The 17,083-nt window shown below is 69.9% G+C and carries 13 protein-coding genes; 4 read left to right on the top strand and 9 right to left on the bottom strand.

The window, feature by feature from the left end:
* Positions 1 to 4: 4 nt before the first annotated feature.
* Genes ABZV93_RS15990 through ABZV93_RS15980 form a run of 3 tightly spaced genes read right to left on the bottom strand, consistent with a single transcriptional unit; the run spans position 5 to position 3,577 of the window.
* Positions 5 to 1,690 carry an extracellular solute-binding protein gene (locus ABZV93_RS15990; RefSeq protein WP_354935916.1) on the bottom strand — a complete coding sequence of 562 codons (1,686 nt, stop codon included), beginning with the start codon at positions 1,688 to 1,690 and terminating at the stop codon, positions 5 to 7.
* Between the two features lie 12 nt (positions 1,691 to 1,702).
* A complete protein-coding gene (locus ABZV93_RS15985) occupies positions 1,703 to 2,605 on the bottom strand; it encodes a carbohydrate ABC transporter permease (RefSeq protein WP_354935913.1) in 903 nt (300 codons plus the stop codon).
* A complete protein-coding gene (locus ABZV93_RS15980) occupies positions 2,606 to 3,577 on the bottom strand; it encodes an ABC transporter permease subunit (protein WP_354935910.1) in 972 nt (323 codons plus the stop codon).
* A 428-nt stretch (positions 3,578 to 4,005) separates the two neighbouring features.
* Here ABZV93_RS15980 and ABZV93_RS15975 point away from each other — a divergent pair, with 428 nt between their 5' ends.
* Positions 4,006 to 4,227: a hypothetical protein gene (locus ABZV93_RS15975; RefSeq protein ID WP_354935908.1), complete on the top strand. Its 222-nt coding sequence runs from the start codon at positions 4,006 to 4,008 to the stop codon at positions 4,225 to 4,227.
* A gap of 3 nt (positions 4,228 to 4,230) precedes the next feature.
* Here ABZV93_RS15975 and ABZV93_RS15970 read toward each other — a convergent pair whose 3' ends face one another.
* The 5 genes from ABZV93_RS15970 to ABZV93_RS15950 all read right to left on the bottom strand — a co-directional run bounded on the left by ABZV93_RS15970 (position 4,231) and on the right by ABZV93_RS15950 (position 11,066).
* A complete protein-coding gene (locus ABZV93_RS15970; protein ID WP_354935905.1) occupies positions 4,231 to 4,767 on the bottom strand; it encodes a TIGR00730 family Rossman fold protein in 537 nt (178 codons plus the stop codon).
* Positions 4,768 to 4,836: 69 nt separating this feature from the next.
* The gene (locus ABZV93_RS15965) at positions 4,837 to 5,544 is read right to left on the bottom strand and encodes a type 1 glutamine amidotransferase domain-containing protein (protein WP_354935902.1); all 708 of its coding nucleotides are present in this window, start codon (positions 5,542 to 5,544) and stop codon (positions 4,837 to 4,839) included.
* A 135-nt stretch (positions 5,545 to 5,679) separates the two neighbouring features.
* Positions 5,680 to 9,063: a sugar-binding protein gene (locus tag ABZV93_RS15960; RefSeq protein WP_354935899.1), complete on the bottom strand. Its 3,384-nt coding sequence runs from the start codon at positions 9,061 to 9,063 to the stop codon at positions 5,680 to 5,682.
* Positions 9,064 to 9,167: 104 nt separating this feature from the next.
* Positions 9,168 to 10,001 carry a phytanoyl-CoA dioxygenase family protein gene (locus tag ABZV93_RS15955; RefSeq protein ID WP_354935896.1) on the bottom strand — a complete coding sequence of 278 codons (834 nt, stop codon included), beginning with the start codon at positions 9,999 to 10,001 and terminating at the stop codon, positions 9,168 to 9,170.
* Positions 10,002 to 10,163: 162 nt separating this feature from the next.
* Complete coding sequence (locus ABZV93_RS15950; RefSeq protein ID WP_354935893.1) at positions 10,164 to 11,066, bottom strand: NAD(+)/NADH kinase; 903 nt, start codon at positions 11,064 to 11,066, stop codon at positions 10,164 to 10,166.
* A gap of 133 nt (positions 11,067 to 11,199) precedes the next feature.
* On the opposite strand from ABZV93_RS15950, the gene ABZV93_RS15945 reads away from it, so the two are divergent.
* The 3 genes from ABZV93_RS15945 to ABZV93_RS15935 all read left to right on the top strand — a co-directional run bounded on the left by ABZV93_RS15945 (position 11,200) and on the right by ABZV93_RS15935 (position 14,889).
* Positions 11,200 to 12,165 (top strand): bifunctional helix-turn-helix transcriptional regulator/GNAT family N-acetyltransferase, encoded by a 966-nt coding sequence (locus tag ABZV93_RS15945; protein ID WP_354935890.1) that lies wholly within the window; start codon positions 11,200 to 11,202, stop codon positions 12,163 to 12,165.
* A 215-nt stretch (positions 12,166 to 12,380) separates the two neighbouring features.
* The gene (locus tag ABZV93_RS15940; RefSeq protein ID WP_354935887.1) at positions 12,381 to 14,408 is read left to right on the top strand and encodes a translation factor GTPase family protein; all 2,028 of its coding nucleotides are present in this window, start codon (positions 12,381 to 12,383) and stop codon (positions 14,406 to 14,408) included.
* A gap of 85 nt (positions 14,409 to 14,493) precedes the next feature.
* Complete coding sequence (locus ABZV93_RS15935; RefSeq protein WP_354935885.1) at positions 14,494 to 14,889, top strand: PPOX class F420-dependent oxidoreductase; 396 nt, start codon at positions 14,494 to 14,496, stop codon at positions 14,887 to 14,889.
* A 27-nt stretch (positions 14,890 to 14,916) separates the two neighbouring features.
* Here ABZV93_RS15935 and ABZV93_RS15930 read toward each other — a convergent pair whose 3' ends face one another.
* On the bottom strand, positions 14,917 to 16,986 hold the full coding sequence (locus tag ABZV93_RS15930) for an HNH endonuclease (protein WP_354935883.1): 2,070 nt from the start codon (positions 16,984 to 16,986) through the stop codon (positions 14,917 to 14,919).
* Positions 16,987 to 17,083 lie beyond the last annotated feature (97 nt).

Below are 17,083 nucleotides of genomic sequence, written 5' to 3'. Positions count from 1 at the left end.
GGGCTCAGCCGCGCACCCGGGCCAGCGCCTCCTCGTACTCGCTGCGGATCTGGTCGCCGCCGCGCTCGCGCCAGCCCTTCCGCCACTCCGCCAGCGACCGCAACGGCTCCCGGCCGGTGACGATCCCGGTCTGCCGGTCGGAGTTGTACTGCGTCAGCGCGGCGCCCCGGCTGATCGCGAGGTTGGAGACCAGGCCGAGCGTCGGGTCGGGCACCGACATCCGGACCGCCTTCTTCAGCACGTCCTGCGCGAGGACCGCGTCCTCGGCCGCGCCCGGGTAGTAGAACGCGTTCTCCATCGTCTGGCACATGTAGCTGAGCGTGCTCCAGTTGGCCACCCGGTCGTCGTCAACGCTCACCGGGTTGCCCCGGCCGTCGTAGCGGAACTGCCGACCCTCGATGCCGTACGTCATGAAGACGTACTCCTCGCTGCCGAACGGCGCGGCGTAGTAGTCCAGGACCCGCAACAACTCCTTGGCGCGTTCGGTGTTCTCGCCCACCTTCGACGGGATCGCCATGAAACCGAAGTAGCCCGGGCCCTGGAAGATCCGCGGCTTTCCGCCGTCGTGGCCCGGCGGGATCAGCGGGTACGCGTCGGCGTGCGGTTGGTTCCTGCGCAGGCTGCCGCGGGTGCCGGTGCGGCCGAACATCGGGATGTAGCCCTGCGCGAAGTATCCCGTGCGCCCGGACATGAACAGGTCCTGCACCTTCTGGAACTGCATGTTCGGTGCGTCGGGATGGTACACGCCGGCCTTCCACATCCTCGACAGGAAACGCAGCGCCTCCTCGAACTCGTCGGTCTCGATGGAGTTGACCAGCCGGCCGTTCGATTCCTTCCGCCACACGTTCGGCACACCGAACATCTGCTGCACGAGCGTGGTGTCGACGTTGCCGAAACCCCACGTCTGCACCCGGGAGTTGCCGTCCGGGTCGCCCTTGGCGAACGCGGTGAACAGTTCGAGCACCTGGTCTGCGTCGGCCGGCGGGTCGGGGTAGCCGAGCTTGCGCGCCCAGTCCCTGCGGTACAACCCGATCCGGCCGTTGACGATCGGGATCACCCGCGGCACGCCGTAGATGCCGCCCTCGATGGAGGAGTTGCGCCACATGTACGACGGGAGCCGGGCGAGGTTGGGGAACTCCTTCACCGCGTCGCCGCCGATGTAGGGCGTGAGGTCGGTGAACGCGCCCTGGCGGATCACCCGCAGCGCGGCCGGTGCCAGCCCGAGGTGGACGTAGGTGAGGTCGGGCAGCTGACCACTGGCGATCGTGGTCTGCAGCTTGTCGCCGAGACTGGCATCCGGCACCAGGGTGGGCCTGATCTCCACGCCGAGGCGGCGGTTCAGCTCCTGCCACCACGGGTTGTGCTCCAGCGGCGTGGGCGGTGGGCCGTAGAGGATCTGGAACGTCGTGACCGGGCCGCCGCTTCCGGGCGTGGTGTGCACCGAGCGGTACGGCGGGGAGACGAACCGGCGGTAGGCCGTGGGCACGCCGTCGACCCCGCTCGGGACGGCACCCTCCACCGTCGGCTGTGGCGCCTCCCGCGGCAACCGCAGCGGATGGCTGTGCCGAAAGCTGCCGGCCGCCTCGCCCGAACACCCCGCCAGAGCACCCGCGGCGCCCAGCCCCGCGGCACCCAGTCCCGCCGCGGCCAGGAACCGCCGCCGGCTCAGCCCCTCCCTCAGCTCTCGCATGCGCGGCCTCCCTCAGCCCTTGACGGCGCCGGTCAGCACGCCCTTGGTGAAGTACTTCTGCACGAACGGGTAGACCACCAGGATCGGCGCGGTGGCCAGCACCACGATCGCCATCTGCACGGTCTGCGCCGGCGGTGGGTGCGCGTTCGCCTGCTGGCGTACGGCGTCGGCCAGCGGCGAGCCCTCCAGGACGAACTGCCGCAGCACCAGCTGGACCGGCCACTTGGCGGTGTCGTTGAGGTAGAGGAGGGCGTTGAAGAACTCGTTCCAGTACGCCACGGCGTAGAACAACGCGATCACCGCGATCACGGCCTTGGACAGCGGCAGCACGATCCGCACCAGGATCTGGAGCTCGTTGGCACCGTCCATGCGGGCGGAGTCGTACAGCTCCGTCGGAATCTCCATGAAGAAGTTGCGGATCACCACCAGGTTGAACGCGTTGATCACGCCGGGCAGGATCAGCGACGCGTAGGTGTCCAGCAGGCCGAGCTGCTTCACCAGCAGGAAGTTCGGGATGATGCCGGCGCCGAACAGCAGCGTGCCGAGGACCAGGATGAGCACGAACCTGCTGCCCGGCACCTCCCGGGTCCTGCTCAGGCCGTACGCCATCAGTACCGTCATCGCCATGCTGAGCGTGGTTCCCACGAACGTCACGCCGAGGCTCACCAGCAACGACCGGCCGACGACGCTGCTGCCACCGAGCACCGCCCGGTACGCGGCCAGCGTGGGGTTGGCCGGGAACAGGATCAGCCCGCCCTCGCGCACGTCCTGCGGTGAGGAGAAGCTCACCGCGATCACGTACACGAACGGCGCCAGCATCACAACCGTCAACAGGACGAGGACGACCGTCTTCGCCGTCTGGGTCGCCGCCGACGGTTTCTCCATCCAGGGCGGGCGCACCCTCGCCGACGCCATCTAGAACACCCCTCCCGTTCCGGCCCGCTTGGCCAACCGGTTCGCTCCGATCACCAGGACGGTGCCGATGAGCCCCTTGACCAGACCGACCGTGGTGGAAAGCCCCCAGTCGCCACCGAGGACGCCGCGGTAGTAGACGAACGTGTCCAGCACCTGTGCGGCGTCGGCGCCCACCGCGGGCTGTTGCAGCAGGATCTGCTCGAACCCGACGGTCAGCACGCTGCCCAGGCGCAGGATCAGCAGCAGGACGATGACGTTGACGATGCCGGGCAGGGTGACGTGCCAGATGCGCCGCCACGCATTGGCGCCGTCGACCACCGCCGCCTCGTACAACTGCGGATCGATCTGGGTGATCGCGGCCAGGAAGATGATGGTTCCCCAGCCGATCTCCTTCCAGATCACCTGGGCCACCACCAGCAGCTTGAACGTCTCCGGGTTCGACATCCAGTCGATCGGTCCCGCGCCGAAGCTCTGCAAGAGCTGGTTGACAAGTCCCGCACCGCCGAGAATCTCCTGCCACAAGGAGATCAGGATGACCCAGCCGATGAAGTGCGGCAGGTAGACCACCGACTGCACGAAGCGGCGGACCCGCCCGCTCATGATGCTGTTCAGCAACAGCGCCAGCAGGATCGGCGCCGGGAACGCGAAGACGATCTGCAGCAGGCTGATCACCAACGTGTTCTTCAACGCGATGGCCACGTCGGGATCGGTGAACAGGTTGACGAAGTTCGTCAGGCCGACCCAGGCGCTGCCGCTGAACCCGAGATAGGGCGAGTAGTCCTGGAACGCCGCGACGTTGCCCAGCAGGGGAAGGTACCGGAAGACGACGAAGTACAGGAAGCCCGGAAGGATGAAGAGGTACATCCAGCGTTCGCGCCACATCTGCGCCCACACCGAACGGGTGAGCCGTGGCCGGCCCGCACGCACGGTGCCGGGCCGGTCGGTTCGGATCTGGGTCGCCGTCGCCCCCACCTCCGCGCGGTGTCGTGGTCGATGTCCGTACGGTCGCTGCCCGGCTTCGTTGCCTGGGTTCGGTCACGAGGTGCGTGACCGGCGAACTGCCCTGTGCAAGTGGATCGATCGCGGCCATCGACGTCAACCACGCGTGTGCCCGTTGGGCAAACCCGGCCGACATGCTGCCAAGATCGGCACCCCGCGTTGCCCCCGCTTCGGTGATGCGCGAAAGGAGCGCACGCCGCAACACGCTCGCGAAGTGAGTACGACCCCGGCGGTACCCCGTGGTTGGATCGGAGCCATGACCGTGACTCCCCCGCCGCCGGACGGCGGCCCGGCACCGGCGGCACGTACGGATCGCGCAACCGCGCAGGCGCGTGCGTTCGACCTGATCGGCCCGCACTACGACGAGGTGTTCCCGCACAAGGAGTGCCAACGGGAGGCGGGTGACTGGCTGGCCGCCCGGCTCGAGCCCGGCGCGCGGGTGCTCGACGTGGGCTGCGGCACCGGACGCCCCACCGCCCGGCAGCTGGCCGACGCGGGGCTTCGGGTGTGCGGTGGTGGAGGACGCCGGGTTCAAGGTGCTGCAGGTGCGCGACCACACGTACGCACCGGCGAGTACGGAAGCCGACCCGGAGACGCAGCTGTTCGTGTACGCCCGCCGTTGACGGTCAGGCGTTGGTCAGCCGGTCCACCAGCACGCGCGGGTCGGTCTCCACGACCAGCTGTTCACGGTAGGCCGGCCGCAGGAACTCCTCGGCCACCATGTGGTCGAGGAAGGTGAGCATCGGCTGGTAGTAGCCCGCGACGTCCAGCAGGCCGATCGGCTTGTCGTGCAGGCCGAGCTGGGACCACGTCCAGATCTCGAACAGCTCGTCCAGCGTGCCCGCGGCGCCGGGCAGCGCCACGAACGCGTCGGACAGCTCGGCCATCCGCGCCTTGCGTTCGTGCATGGTGTCGACGATCTCCAGCCGGGTCAGCCCGTCGTGCGACACCTCGCGGTCGACCAGGTGACCGGGGATCACGCCGATCACCTCACCGCCCGCGGCCAGGGCGGCATCGGCCGCGATCCCCATCAGGCCGACATTCCCGCCGCCGTAGACCAGGCCGATGCCCTTGTGGGCAAGGAGGACGGCCAGGTCGGCCGCGGCCCGGCCGTAGATCTCCTCGCGCCCCGGCGAGGAGCCGCAGAACACACATATCCGCATGCGCCCTCACGTTAGTGCCCGTGAGCCGGCCCGGGTCCCGCAGTGGGACGCCCGGCCCGTGGCCTCGTCCTAGCGGTGGACGCGGACGGCCTGCATCAGCTCCTCGGCGAGCTCGGCGGACGACGAGGGGTTCTGGCCGGTGTAGAGGTTGCGGTCCACGACCGTGTGCGGAGCGAACGGCGGCGCGCCCACGAACCGCGCGCCCTGCTCCACCAGGCGGTCCTGCAGCAGCCACGGTGCCTTTTCCGCCAGCCCGACCATGGCCTCCTCGGCGTCGGTGAAGCTGGTGAGGCGGTAGCCGGCGAACGGCCAGCTGCCGTCCGGCCTGCGTGCGGCCAGCAGGGCGGCCGGTGCGTGGCACAGGACGCCGAGCGGGGCGCCGCTGTCCAGCACCCTGGTCAGCAGGTGCCCGGACGTGACGTTGGTGGCGAGATCCTCCATCGGGCCGTGCCCGCCGGGGTAGAAGACCAGGTCGTAGGCGTCCGGGTCGACATCCTCCAGCCTGGCCGGATGGCTGAGTTCGTCCTGGATGGTCGCGAGGTAGGCCACCATCGCGTCCGCGCCGTCCTCGCCGCCGTTGGCCTCCGGGGTGAGACTCAAGCGGTCCACCGTGGGGATCACCCCGCCGGGCGTGGCGAGGGTGACGTCGAGCCCGGCCGCCCGAAACGTCCGGTGCGGCACGACCAGTTCCTCCGCCCAGTATCCGGTGGGATGGCGGGTACCGTCCTTCAACGTCCAGTGGTCAGCGCCGCTGATCACGACGAGTGCTGCGGTCATGGTGTCTCCTCAGCAGTTCGCGGTCCAACCCCCATCCTCACCCCGGCGGTCGTCCGGGGCCGCGCACGGGGGTACGACGGGCCGCCCGAACGCCACGGTTCGGACATCCCGCGGCGGCCCCGACCGACCAACGGCTCAGCCGTCGCCGAGCCTGATCGGCCGGAACAGCGCGGAGTTCTTCTCCCCGCCGATCCCGGAGCCCCACTCGATCCAGCCTTCGCGGCCCGCGCCGTCGTTGTCGTTGACGAGGAACGACAGACTCACCAGCCGGTCGTCCGGCTGGAGCGGTGCGAGGCTCGACCAGGGCAGCGCGACCTCGTAGGTGGTCTCCTTCTTCGCCTCGTCCCGGGCCACCGCGACGTCCACACCGGTGACCTCGCCCGGTTGTCCCTGGGCGGCCAGCCAGCGCCACATCCGCGGCCCAGCCGGGGTCAGCGCCACGCCGTACTCGTCCCAGCGTGCGCTCTCCCCCGGCATCCCGGCGGCGACACTGAACTGGAAGCCGTCACCGGCCCAGATGCGTTCGCCGGTCTCCGGCTGGGCCTGGACGTCGTCGTGCACCTTCGCCGACAGGTACAGGTGGCCAGCGTCCCAGGTCCACCACACCGAGCCACTCAGGTCGTCCGCGCCGCCGTAGTTCGGGATCTGGACGACGCCGTCGCGGGCGAGGTCGATCGGGGGTACGCCGCTCAGGTCGTCGAGCGTTCCGTCCACTGTGACCGGCTTCTCCACCAGGGTTCGCAGCTGGTCGGCCGGTGGCAGGACGAGCCGGCCGGCGGTCACCGCGTCGGTGAGGCCGGGCGAGCTGAGCCGTAGCTGCAGCGGGTAGGTCTGGCCCCTGGCGAGGTCGCCCAGTGGGAGCTCGGCCGTCCGGGTGGCGTGCGCGGGGACCGGCGAGGCCAGATCGAGGGTTCCGGACCGGTCACCGATCGTCCAGGCCAGCCTGCTCACCGGCAGGTCGCGGTCGGCGCGGTTGGTGACCCGCACCGAGAGCACGTCCTCGCCGCCTCGCAGGACGTGTGCGAACTTCAGCTGGAACGGATGCACCACGTCGACTCGCGTCTGTAGCCGGGCGACGGGCTGACCACGCACCACGACCTCGCCGATCAGCACCCGGGGGCCGGCCAGGCTCGCCGCGGGCACGCGTACCGGGATCGTGGCCTTCGTACCCGCCGGGACCGACACCGGCACCGACGTACCCGCGATCTCGAAGGTGCCGCGCACCGCGGCCCTCGGCGGCTTGGTGGTGTCCACGGTCAGGGTCAGCGGAATCGGGTCGCCGAGCACCGCCTGGCCGTCGTGGTCGGATGTCAATCCGTACCTACTCGTCAAGGCGATCTTGACATCGCCCGCGACGTAGAGCGGGTCGCCGGACAGTGACAGCTGCACCCGCCCCGCCTGTGGGTGGTAGGTGCGGGTGGCGCCGGTCAGGTCGGTCACGGCCACCGGGTGGTCGGTGATGACGTCGACCACCGACGGCGTACTCGACCACAGCACGCGCAGCGGTCCGTCGGCGCCGTCGAAGACGTAGCTGGAGACGCCGCCGCCGACGTCCTCCGACCTGACGTACCGCGCGCCGGTCAACTGCCGGGTCATCGCCGCGTACGACACGTAGCCAGGCTTGGGTGTCCACCGACCAGCGGGGTCCGCGGTGTTGTGCAGCAGACCGAAGTTGTGCTCGTTGTAGGCGGGGTCGAGCCCGTCGTTCATCACGTCGTACCAGAAGTAGCGCTGGACGCCGTGGGCGAACGCCACCACGTGCGCCCGGACGACGTAGGCGGCCTGGGTCTGTTCGCTCACGCCGTTGCCCGCGTCGTGGGTCGGCCAGCCCTGTTCGGTGATCCAGATGGGCTTGGGCTTCCCGCCGTTGTAGCGCCGGATGAGCGCGTCCAGGTCCTCCAGGCTCCTGGCGGCCTGCTCCGGCTCGGACGGGTAGACATAGGGGTGCACCGACACGACGTCCATGTAGCGCAGGCCGCCCAGCTTGAAGACTGCCTCCAGCCAGTCCAGCGGGACACCCGCGGTGACCGCTCCGGCCACCGTCACGTCGGGCGTACGGGCCTTCACCTGTTCGTAGGTCGCCTTGAGCAGCGGGAAGTAGGACTGCGGAAGGCTGTCGGCCGGACCGTCACCGGCGTCGCCGAAGCCGATGTTGAACTCGTTGTAGACCTCCAGCCACTTCACCCTGTCGTCGTAGTGCGCGGTCGTCGCCGCGGCGTACCGCGCGAACCCGGCGCGGCCCTCGTCGGTGTAGGGCGTGGCGTTGTTGTCGTAGAAGGGGTTGATGTACGCCGCGATCGGCAGCCAGCGCATGCCGGCCTTGTCCACCGCGGACACCAGCGGGTCGTAGCGGCCGAACTCGTAGCTGCCCTTCGTGGTCTCGATCGAACTCCAGAACGCGTCCTCGCGAAGGTTCTTGGCGCCTGCCTTGCCCATCAGGTCCGCCACCCCGAGGTTCTCCGTACCAGACAGGTGGGCGGCCATGCCGAACGGCGAGTCCGCCACCGCGCCGACGTCGAACGCGGTCAACCTCGCCATCGTCGTGTCGCGGGTGGCGAGGACGGCACCGTCGAGGTTTGCGGTCACCGTCAACCGGTAGTAGCCCGGCGTGGTGAGCGGCAGCGTCAGGTCGGCGGCGCCGTCGGTCACGTCCGCGCGGCCCTGACCCACCTGGGTGCCGTCGAGGTCGTACACCGACCAGCCCACCACGTCACCTTTGGTGCGAACGGAAGTGCGTGCGGGTTGCGTTCCCACGAAGATGTTTCCGGGCTGGGTCTGCTCGAACGCCAGGTCGGGCGGGGTGACCGTCATCGTCACGCCGTCGAGGTGCACGATGCCGGTCTTCTGCCCGCCGGTGAGCAGGCCCTTGTCCAGGATCAGTGCCACCTTGGTGGCCGGACCGTGCCAGGTGCCGTCGTCGGCGCCGCCGAAGTGGGAGTAGTTGTCGCCCCCGTCGAAGCGTGCCGCGGTCAGCTGCTGCCAGGAGCCGTCCGCGGTCAGCTTCAGGCGCTGCTGATGTGCCTGCCCGGTGCTGTCGAAGACGCGAAGGACGATGCCGGACAGGTCGGTGGAACGCGCCCACAGGTGCAGCGCGGTGGCGTCCAGGTCGACCGCACGGGAGATGTCGACGTAGTTGCCGCCGCCTGCGAAGTCACCGGTGAGTACGCCGGACCGCAGGCCCTCCTGGTGGTCGGTCCCGTCGAAGTCGAAGCTCCCCTTCGCGCCGGGGAACTCCGCGCCGAGACCCAGGTGCCATCCCTCGTCGGCGGACTCGAAGCCGCCGATCACCTGCTCGACGCCGGAAACCGCCGCGGGGTTCGCGATCGGCGCACCTTCGGCTCCGGCCGCCCGCGCGGTCGGCGCGGCTGCCGATGGGCTCGTGCCGGCCACCGCCGCCGGGGCCGCGGCGGCCGCCACCACCGCGGCCGCCAGGACCGAGCCGAGGACGCGCCGGGACCATCGGGTCCGCCACGCCGCCCTGTTCGCACCCGGCCGTGCTGCCCACGCCGTCCACCGCATGTCCCGTCCGCCCTTCCCCGAGCAGTGAGAACCGAACACATGCCTGTGCGGTGGGCAGCCGCGACCGTGGTGCGCCCTACGCCGTACCCGGACCGGTCAGCCGGTCAGCGCACGTCCTGCGGGCTGTGCTCCTTCAGCCAGACGCGCAGCGGAACGTCCTCGTCGGTCGGCGAGTAGTGGCCGTTGGCGTTGAGGGCATGCCCGAGCAGCTGCCGGCGGATCGGGTCGCTACTCGGCCACAGGTCGCTCACGGTCATGTCGTCCTTGGTACGGATCCAGCGGTAGCCGTAGCCGTAGAACAACACCTTGCGGGTGACGTCGGACCAGTTGGGGCTGGCCGCGTGCCACAGCCGCCGGTCGAAGAACACCGCCGTACCCGGCTTGGCGAGCACCGGCACCGCACCCTCCGGCTGCCCCTTGCCGTCCGGAACCTCGATCCGGTCCCTGCGGTGACTGCCCGGCACCACCCAGAAGTTGCCGCGTCCCTCCTCGCTGGTGTCGGAGAGGAAGTAGGCGACCTTGATGGAAAGCCGCGGCCGCGGGCTCTCCTCCATGTCGAAGTTGACCCGGCCGGAGTCCTGGTGCCAGCCGAACGTCTTGTCCGTGCGCTGCTGACCCGAAGGCGGGGTGACGATGAGGTGCGCGTGGTAGAGGTAGATGTTCCAGCCGAGGATCCCCCACACCTTCGGCAGGATCCGGTCGTAGTCGACGAGGTCGGTGTAGAGCGGCGACACCGGAACGAAGTTCGGGTAGAACATCGCCGCGTCGGGCTTGGCCCGCCCGGCCGCCGACTCCTGGGCGTGCAGCCGGTCGGTCGTCTGCGTCAGCTCGGCGAGGTGGTCGGGGGACAGCGCGTTCTCTATCTGCAGGATGCCGGTTTCCTCGAACGTACGGCGTTCTTCGTCAGTGAGGCGGTGTCGCAGACACGACGGGTCCATGGAAGGTCTCCTCCACGCAGGGAGCGGGCGACGGGCCTCGGCATCATCGCCGAAGTTGGGGAAGGGGCTTCCTGGGAAGCTATCCGGGCGCCTTCGACAGGGTCAAACATCCGGCGCCGTTGTGTCACCTTCCGGCAACGGGCAAACAGGCAGAGCAACCGCTCACCGGCGCGCGCCGCCAGGCTCCTCGACCTCGAGGCTGCCGGTGACCCGGAGCTTGCGCCGGGCCCGTTCGTAGAACGTCGTCCGCCCGAACCGCACCACCAGCGCCGCGGCCCGTACCGGTGTGACGTCGAGGCGTACGCCGGGACCGACGTACGCCTCGACCCGGCCGTCGACCTCCACGGCCAGCCGCCCGGACACCGGCAGCACCTGCAGCGACGGGTACTCGTCGGCGGCCAGCACCAGCGCCCGGTCGAACGTCGAGTGCGCCGAGGCGGCCACGACCAGTACCGCGTCGACGGTGGGCGAGACGATCGGGCCGCCCGCGGAGAAGCTGTACGCCGTCGACCCGGTCGGGGTGGACGCCAGCACCGCGTCGGCCGCGTAGCGTACGAACTCCTGTCCCTGCACCAAGATGGCGATGGCGGCCATGGCCTGGCCGGGGATGCGGACCAGCGCGATGTCGTTGAACGCCAGCACCGGCTTGGGGTCCGGCAGGCATGGCCCGTCCGGGACCACCGAGCGCAACGCCATCCGCGGCTCGACCGAGTAGTGGCCGGCCTCGATGTCGGACAACGCCGTCGGCAGGCCCGTGACGTCGATCTCGGCGAGGAAGCCGAGGCGTCCCAGGTTGACGCCGAGCACCGGGGTGGCGTGGCCGGCGACCAGGCGCATGCTGCGCAGCATCGTGCCGTCGCCGCCGAGGCTGATCAGCAGGTCGGCACGTTCGACGAGCTCGTGCGGCGGAACGGCCACCGCGTCGCAGACCAGCCGGTCCACCTCCTCGGGCAGCCCGAGCACGGTGACGTCTCGGCTTCGCGCCCACTCGACCACGGCGTCGATCGCCCGTTTGGCGTCGCGTTCGGGGTGAAGCACCAGACCGATCGCGTGTAACGGCCCCATCGCTCCACCCTAGGCCCCCACGGTTGACTGGCACGGAGCCGGTTATTTGACGACGTCAATGACATCGTGGCCGTGGTCAACTAACCTTGCGAGGACCGTCGGGAGGCCCGTCCGTCGCGAAGGGAGAACGACCATGGCCGTCGAGCCCGCGCAGGTGGCGCAGGTGCGTACGTTCAACCGCTTCTACACCAAGGTCATCGGCGTCCTGCAGGCCGGACTGGCCGGCACGCCGCACACGCTCACCGAGGCGCGCGTGCTGTACGAGCTGGCCCATTCCGACGAGGAACGACCCGGCCCGATGGACGTCACCACGTTGCGCCGGCTCCTCGACCTCGACGCGGGCTACCTCAGCCGCATCCTGCGGCGCTTCGAGGGCGCCGGGCTGGTGACGCGTGACCAGTCCGCCACGGACGGGCGACGGCAGGTCGTCCGCCTGACCGAGGAGGGAGCGGCCGCGTTCGCCGCCCTCGATGCCGCGCAGGTGGCGGCCGTGGAACGGTTGCTGGCTCCGCTCGCCGGCCCCGACGGCCGGCGCATGCTGGCCGCGATGGACACCATCCGCCAGACGCTGGGCGACTCCGGCTCTTCCAGGCGCCCGGGCTTCGTCCTGCGCCCGCCCGAGCCAGGCGACCTCGGGTGGGTCGTGGCCCGCCACGGCGCGCTCTACGCCGCGGAGTACGGCTGGGACACCCGGTTCGAGGGGTTGGTCGCGAGGATCGTCGCCGACTTTGCCGCGACAGCCGACACGTCCACCGGCGCCGGCAGCGACCGGCGACGCGAGGCCGCGTGGATCGCCGAGGTCGACGGCAAGCCGGTCGGGTGCATCTTCTGCGTGGCCGAGGACGAGACGACCGCGAAACTCCGGCTGCTCCTGGTCGAGCCGTCCGCACGGGGCATGGGCGTCGGTGCGCGACTCGTCGAGGAGTGCCTGCGGTTCGCCGGCCGGGCGGGCTACCGGCGGATCACCCTGTGGACCAACGACGTTCTCACCTCCGCCCGCCGGATCTACGAGCGTGCCGGCTTCCGGCTGGACAGCGAGGAACCCCACCACAGCTTCGGTCACGACCTCGTGGGACAGCACTGGTCCCGCGAGCTGTGACCTCCCCCGCCACCCGGTGAGCCCGATGCCCGCCGCCCGGTTGGGGATCTCCCCGACAAACCGGTTGCCGCCACCGTCGCCGGTCTGTTTCACTCACGCCGACCGGCACTCGAGCCAACGACAGTCCAGCCAACAGAAGGGCGAGCCCCCGATGCGTCCAGCGCTCATGTCCTCCCAGCGGAAGATCGCTATCTACTCCAAGGACATGACGCCTCGTGAAACTGCTCAATCTGGGGATCCTCGCACACGTCGACGCCGGTAAGACGAGCCTGACCGAGCGGCTGCTGCACGCCGCCGGGGTGATCGACGAGATCGGCAGCGTCGACGCCGGCAACACCCAGACCGACTCCCTCGATCTCGAACGCCGCCGCGGCATCACGATCAAGTCCGCGGTGGTCTCGTTCGTGCTCGACGGCGTGACGGTCAACCTGATCGACACCCCCGGCCACCCGGACTTCATCGCCGAGGTCGAGCGGGTGCTGAACGTACTCGACGGCGCGGTGCTGGTGGTGTCGGCCGTCGAGGGAGTGCAGGCCCAGACGCGGGTGCTGATGCGCACCCTGCGCCGCCTGCGCATCCCGACCCTGCTCTTCGTGAACAAGATCGACCGTCGCGGCGCGGACGCCGATCGGGTGTACGCCGAGATCGCCGAGAAGCTCACCCCCGCCGTGGTGGCGATGGGCCGGACGTACGACGAGGGCACCCCACACGCCGGGTTCGTGCCGTACGAGCACGGCGACGCGGCGTTCGCCACCGTCGCGGCCGAGGTGCTCGCCGACGCCGACGACACGTTCCTCGCCGCCTACGTCGACAGCGACGGCGACGTCCTCACCGACGGGCGGGTGCGACACGAGCTGGCGGCCCGGACCGCGCGGGCGCGGGTGCACCCGGTGTTCGCGGGCTCGGCGATCACCGGCGCGGGGATCAACGCCCTGGTGGCGGGAATCCGGGATTTCCTTCCCACCGCCGACGGAGATCCGGACGCGCCGCCGTCCGGCACCGTCTTCAAGGTCGACCGCGGTCCGGGCGGGGAGAAGATCGCCTACGTACGGATGTTCGACGGCACCGTGCGCCTGCGGGACCGCGTGCCCGGTGCAGACGGTGCCGACGGTGTGAACGGGACGAGTGGGACGCTCAGCACGAACGGCACCGGGAGCAAGGTCACCGGGATCCAGGTCTTCGACAACGGTGCGGCCCCCACCCGCCCGGCGGTCAGCGCCGGCCAGATCGGCAGGCTGACCGGCCTCGCGGACGTCCGGATCGGCGACACCATCGGCGTGCCCCGACCTGGCGGGTCCGCCCATCACTTCGCCCCGCCGACGCTGGAGACGGTGGTTCTCCCCGTGCGGCCGTCCGACAAGGGTGCCCTTCATCTCGCGCTCACCCAGCTGGCCGAGCAGGACCCGCTGATCAACCTGCGCCAGGACGACGTACGCCAGGAGATCTACGTCTCGCTGTACGGCGAGGTGCAGAAGGAGGTCGTCGCGACCACGCTGGCCGAGGAGTACGGGATCGAGGTGGAGTTCGCGCGGACGTCGGTGATCTGTGTCGAGCGCCCGCTCGGCAAGGGCGCGGCGTTCGACCTGATCGGCACCGACCCCAACCCCTACTTCGCCACCGTCGGCCTGCGGGTGGAGCCGTCGCCGCCGGGCTCCGGAGTCTCGTTCGGGCTGGACGTCGAGCTGGGATCGATGCCACCGGCCTTCTTCACCGCCGTTGAGGAGACTGTCAAGCAGACCTTGCGTCAGGGGCTGTTCGGGTGGGAGGTCGGTGACATCGCGGTGTACATGACCCACTCGGGCTACTACGCCCGGCAGAGTCACTCCCACGGCACGTTCGACAAGAGCATGTCGAGCACCGCCGGCGACTTCCGTTACCTCACTCCCCTGGTGCTGATGGCAGCGCTGCGGCAGGCCGGGACCATGGTGCTGGAGCCGGCGCACCGCTTCCACCTGGAATGCCCGGCGGACACGTTGGCGGCGGTGGTGCCTGCGTTGGTGCGCCTCGGCGGGGTGCCGGAATCCCAGCAGGTGAAGGGTTCTGGTGCGGTCGTGGAGGGCGGGATTCCGGCCGCACGAGTGCACGAGCTGCAGCAGCAGCTGCCGGGGCTGACCCGCGGTGAGGGGATGCTGGACTCGGCGTTCGAGCGCTACCAGCCGGTGCGCGGGCCGGCACCCACTCGTCCCCGTACCGACCACAACCCGCTCGACCGGCGGGAGTACCTTCGCGTCGTCAAGCGCTGATGCTCGGGAGCGACATCCCGCACTCTTCCGCCGGGGTCGTGCCGTGGTGCTGCCGGGGGAAGCCGCGCGCCGTTACGGTCTGACCGTGACCGACGCTACGAGCCTTGCCCTCCTCGACCACGAGCCGTTCGTCTCCCTGTCGACGTTCCGCCACTCCGGCGAGCCGGTGGCTACGACGGTGTGGATCGTCCGTGACGGCGACGCGTTGTACGTGACCACGGGCGAGAGCACCGGCAAGGTCCGGCGCGTCCGCCGGGACCCGCGGGTCACCATGCGACCCTGCACCCGGTTGGGCCGGGTCGGCGAGGGCGCGCCGTCGGTGTCCGGCGTCGCGGAGGTCGTCACCGACCCTGCCGTCACCGAGCGGGTCATGGCGGCGTTCCGTGCGAAGTACCGCATGCAGTTCCGCCTGGCCATGGCCCTGGAGCGCTTCCGCAAGAAGGGCGGCACGCGCATCCTGCTGCGCATCACCCCCGGCTGATCCACGCGCAAGGCTGCCTTGACGTACTCAGAACGGCGGTAGGTCGTCAGCCGACTGGGTTCCGGCGGTGGCAGATACCGGTTCGGGTGGCGCAGGGTCGGTGAGTGAGGGCGCTCCGCTGTGGTACTGGCGGCCGAAGGGGTCGGTGAGGGTGTGTTCGCCGGGCCCGGTCTGCTTCAGTTTCCAGTCGCGTTCTGTTTTGGCCTTGTGGTGGCGTGGGCACAGGGGTGCGATGTTGTCCACGCCGGTTTCCCCGCCGTCGGCGTACTCGGTGTTGTGGTCCAGGTGACACGTCGCCGCCGGCCTGCGGCACGTGGTCCACGCACACCGCTGGTCGCGGGCATGGACGAGCTCGGCTTGTAGTCCGCGCAGGAACCTCGCCGGTATCGGATGCAAATGAAGTAAGCGTCCGGTGACCGGATGGGTGACACCGACGCTGAATCTGGCTTCGGGGTTGGTGAGGTTGTTCGCCACCAGCCGCTCAGCCACTTCGGTGATGACGGGTCCGAACCCGCCGAGCTCTCCGGGCCGGGTGGACAGTCCCATCAGGGTGGTCAGGGGCATGTTCAGCTGGATCTTGGCGCGCGTTCGGATCGGCCCCCAGCTCGGCTGCGAGGAAGACCAGGCCGGTGGTGGTGGTGTCGAGTTGTCCGGTGGCGGGTCGGGTGGATCAGGCTGCTCCGGCGGGTCGTCCGTTCCCTCGGCTCGGTGGCCCTGCTGCGGGATCTGCCCCGCAGCAGGACGACCGGTGTTGCGACCCTCGCTGTTGGCAACGCCCGCAGCAGGGTCACCTTCAGCCGTGTCACCTTCAGCCGTGCTCTCCTCAGCGCGCTCCGCCGCGTGCTCTGCTGCGTCGTGGGCGGCAGTGTCGTGAACCGGGACGCCGTTGTTCGCGGCCGCACCGCACACACTGCACCTGGCGACCTGAGCCGGGGAGCAGTCACCACACTCACACCAGCTGTCGTGCAGATCATGGTCGGGGAACCGGTGAACGGCGCAGTGCGCGTCCTGGTCGCAGTGCGCGCCCTCGGCCGACTCCTCGGCCGTTTGCTGCTCGCCGTTTACCTGCTCGGCACAAGGCTGCGCTGTGTGGTCCTGCGCTGCGTCGTCCTGCGCTGCGTCGTCCTGCGCTGTGCCGTCCTGCTCCGTCTCCCCCGGCTCGGACCGCTCCGACTCAGCCGCCTGGTCCTGCGCCGCCTGGTCCTGCGCCGTCTGGTCAACCGGGGTCTGGTCCAGGTCGCTGTGACCGTGCGTTTGGTCAGCTTGGCTGGGTGCGGAGCAGCCGGTGATGTCGGCGGTGCCGGCGAGCAGGGAGTAGGCCACGTCCGCACGCAGTTGGCTGAGCCTGCGCGGGTCGCCGCTGGACTTGACGGCCCGGGCGATGGCGTCGACGTAGCCGTACGCCTCCGCGGCCTGGTCCGCCGACAACCCTCGGACGGCGAGGTCGGCGACACCGTCGACGGCAGGCCAGATCGCGACATTGCGCCCCGACCTTGCGGCACGGTGTCGTTTGGCGGCAGCGTCGGGGTCGGCCTTGACCACCTCCGCCTCCACCTTCGCCCGCAACAACCCACCACGAAGCTCCAGCACCTTGGGAAAGATCGCGTCCTCGATCCCGCCCCACAGATGCGGTTCGGCGTCGGTGACCCGGTCCACGATGATGCGGACCTCAGCCAACTCCAACCGCCCCGACACCAACGCCTCCCGCACCCGGGGCAGCCGGGGAAGGGTGGTGGCCAGCGTCAGATACCAGTCGGCGTGATAACCGGACCACCCCAGCAGAGCCTCCAGGACGACCTGGGTCATCGAGTCCAGCTCGACACTGCGTTGCGCCGGCTCCTCAGGCATACCGGGGGCGGTGTGGGCCAACTCGTTCACATCGGACAGGCACTCGGCCTCAAGCCAGCCGATCAGCTTCCGACGCGCCCTGACCAGTTCCTCCAGCTCGAACCCGTTACACAAAGCCCGGTCCACCGAGGCAACCAGCACCGCAAGCCGCGGCCCAGGCAGCATCTCCGCCAACCCCGCAGGCAGCACCCGGCGACACCCCGGGCCCCCACCCGAGTCGTCGCCGAAGAACCCACTGCCGTCGCTCATGCGTTCGATTCTACCCGACAAGATCGACTGATGCGCGCGGGAAACCCCTTACCCACAAGACGAATCAGCGTCAACTTCAGTTTCCTGAGCCGTCGTA

It is taken from the genome of Actinopolymorpha sp. NPDC004070 (assembly GCF_040610475.1).
Classification (GTDB): Bacteria; Actinomycetota; Actinomycetes; order Propionibacteriales; family Actinopolymorphaceae; genus Actinopolymorpha.
The sequence above is the reverse complement of the archived record's forward strand: the minus strand, read 5'-3'. Positions and strand labels throughout refer to the sequence as shown.

What these genes read in the sequence shown, in the direction of transcription:
- ABZV93_RS15950 (WP_354935893.1), bottom strand. Translation starts at nt 11,066, where the DNA reads ATGGGGCCGTTACACGCGATCGGTCTGGTGCTTCACCCCGAACGCGAC.
- ABZV93_RS15960 (WP_354935899.1), bottom strand. Translation starts at nt 9,063, where the DNA reads ATGCGGTGGACGGCGTGGGCAGCACGGCCGGGTGCGAACAGGGCGGCG.
- ABZV93_RS15985 (WP_354935913.1), bottom strand. Translation starts at nt 2,605, where the DNA reads ATGGCGTCGGCGAGGGTGCGCCCGCCCTGGATGGAGAAACCGTCGGCG.
- ABZV93_RS15965 (WP_354935902.1), bottom strand. Translation starts at nt 5,544, where the DNA reads ATGACCGCAGCACTCGTCGTGATCAGCGGCGCTGACCACTGGACGTTG.
- ABZV93_RS15955 (WP_354935896.1), bottom strand. Translation starts at nt 10,001, where the DNA reads ATGGACCCGTCGTGTCTGCGACACCGCCTCACTGACGAAGAACGCCGT.
- ABZV93_RS15990 (WP_354935916.1), bottom strand. Translation starts at nt 1,690, where the DNA reads ATGCGAGAGCTGAGGGAGGGGCTGAGCCGGCGGCGGTTCCTGGCCGCG.
- ABZV93_RS15930 (WP_354935883.1), bottom strand. Translation starts at nt 16,986, where the DNA reads ATGAGCGACGGCAGTGGGTTCTTCGGCGACGACTCGGGTGGGGGCCCG.
- ABZV93_RS15945 (WP_354935890.1), top strand. Translation starts at nt 11,200, where the DNA reads ATGGCCGTCGAGCCCGCGCAGGTGGCGCAGGTGCGTACGTTCAACCGC.
- ABZV93_RS15970 (WP_354935905.1), bottom strand. Translation starts at nt 4,767, where the DNA reads ATGCGGATATGTGTGTTCTGCGGCTCCTCGCCGGGGCGCGAGGAGATC.